We start from the raw sequence: 1,853 nt of genomic DNA on the forward strand, positions 1-1,853 counted from the left end.
GTCAGAATGGTCGGCTCGAAGAAGTTGCCTTCCATGACCTTGCCACCTGCGAGAACGGTTGCGCCTTTGCTGATCGCGTCAGCAATGTGCTCTTGAACCTTGGCCACGGCTTTTTCATCGATCAGCGGGCCAGTGGTGGTGCCTTCTTCCAGACCGTTGCCGATCTTGAGTTTGGCCACGGCCACTTTCAGCTTCTCGGCAAACGCGTCGTAGACCGAATCCTGAATGTACAGACGGTTGGCGCAGACGCAGGTCTGGCCGTTGTTGCGGTACTTGGAAATGATCGCGCCTTCGACTGCCTTATCCAAGTCTGCGTCGTCGAACACGATGAACGGCGCGTTGCCGCCCAGTTCCAGGGACACCTTCTTGATGTCCTTGGCGCACTCAGCCATCAGCTGGCGACCAATTTCGGTCGAGCCAGTGAAGGACAGTTTGCGTACGATCGGGTTGCTGGTCAGTTCGCTGCCGATGTCGCCGGCGCTGCCGGAAACAACGCTGAACACGCCTTTCGGGATTCCAGCACGTTGGGCGAGTTCAGCCAGGGCGAACGCGGAGAATGGCGTTTGCGAAGCAGGCTTGAGCACCATGGTGCAACCGGCAGCCAACGCAGGGCCGGCTTTACGGGTGATCATCGCCGCAGGGAAGTTCCATGGGGTAATGGCAGCGGTTACGCCGATTGGCTGCTTGATCACGATCAGGCGCTTGTCTGGCTGATGGCCTGGAATCACGTCACCGTAGATGCGCTTGGCTTCTTCGGCGAACCATTCGATGAAAGATGCAGCGTAAACGATTTCGCCCTTGGCTTCAGCCAATGGCTTGCCCTGCTCGAGGGTCATCAGGCGAGCCAGGTCATCCTGGTKYTCGATMATCAGCTCGWACCAAMGACGCAGCTTGTTCGCGCGKTCYTTGGCRGTCAGTGCACGCCAGGCCGGCAGCGCTTTGTCAGCGGCTTCGATCGCACGRCGGGTTTCGGCAGCGCCCATTTTCGGCACAGTGCCCAGARTTTCGCCCGTTGCCGGGTTGTTCACTTTGATCGTCTGACCATTGTCTGCGTCGACCCAMGCGCCATCGATGAAGGCTTGCTGGCGGAACAACTGGGTGTCTTTAAGCTGCATGTCGGCTTTCCTTAACAGCACCGCGACAGGCGCGGAGCAAATTATGATTGTAGAAAGGCGCCCTATAGGCTGCCGTCAGGGAAATCATTCACTGGGCTGAAGCACATAAATAGCGCACTGATTGATATCGTGCGGTTCAGCACCCAGACAAGAGCGTTTGAAATCTCAAACGAATCCTAGGATCAAAGGGGGTAAAGGACAATAGCCTGTTCGAAAAAAAGAACGAAAACGCCGCATTTGCATAGTTTTTCTGATCAACGTAGCAAACGCAGGTTACGCTTTCAAAAAAGTCAGTCGATTCAGCAGCATGGACGACCGYTGCACATATGAGTATCATGGCGCCCGCTTGCACCAGTAGCTCAGCTGGATAGAGTACTGCCCTCCGAAGGCAGGGGTCGTGGGTTCGAATCCCGCCTGGTGCACCATACGAAGTAGCGAGAAAGCCTCAGATCTTAGGGTCTGGGGCTTTTTTGTGGGTAACGGTTAACCAATTCCGCGGCGGGACTAGGCATCGCTCAAGTGCTGTCCATGCTCTAAGGCATACAACACAACGCCAGGGGCGTTGACGAAAGCCGACGCCGCTCTCGTATTGCGAGTCATGACTCGTGCCCCTAGAGCCTGCCACGCGGCTTGTAAGCCATAGCCAAGACCTTGATGATCAAGAGTTCGTCTGAGTCTGATAGTTTTTCGACCCATTGTCAGCCCGTTCACCCGCCCACCTGAGCCAGACCACTACAG

Annotated in this window: 1 protein-coding gene and 1 tRNA gene; one reads left to right on the plus strand and one right to left on the minus strand. The window is 56.2% G+C overall.

Annotated features, from left to right (window positions below; genetic code table 11):
• A partial coding sequence (locus tag AC1DRJ_RS26120) for an aldehyde dehydrogenase family protein (RefSeq protein ID WP_477804696.1) occupies positions 1-1,115 on the minus strand: 1,115 nt, incomplete at its 3' end.
• 348 nt (positions 1,116-1,463) lie between these two features.
• Here AC1DRJ_RS26120 and AC1DRJ_RS26125 point away from each other — a divergent pair.
• Positions 1,464-1,540 (plus strand) — tRNA-Arg (locus AC1DRJ_RS26125).
• Positions 1,541-1,853 lie beyond the last annotated feature (313 nt).

This window comes from Pseudomonas sp. P5_B2 (assembly GCF_056400445.1).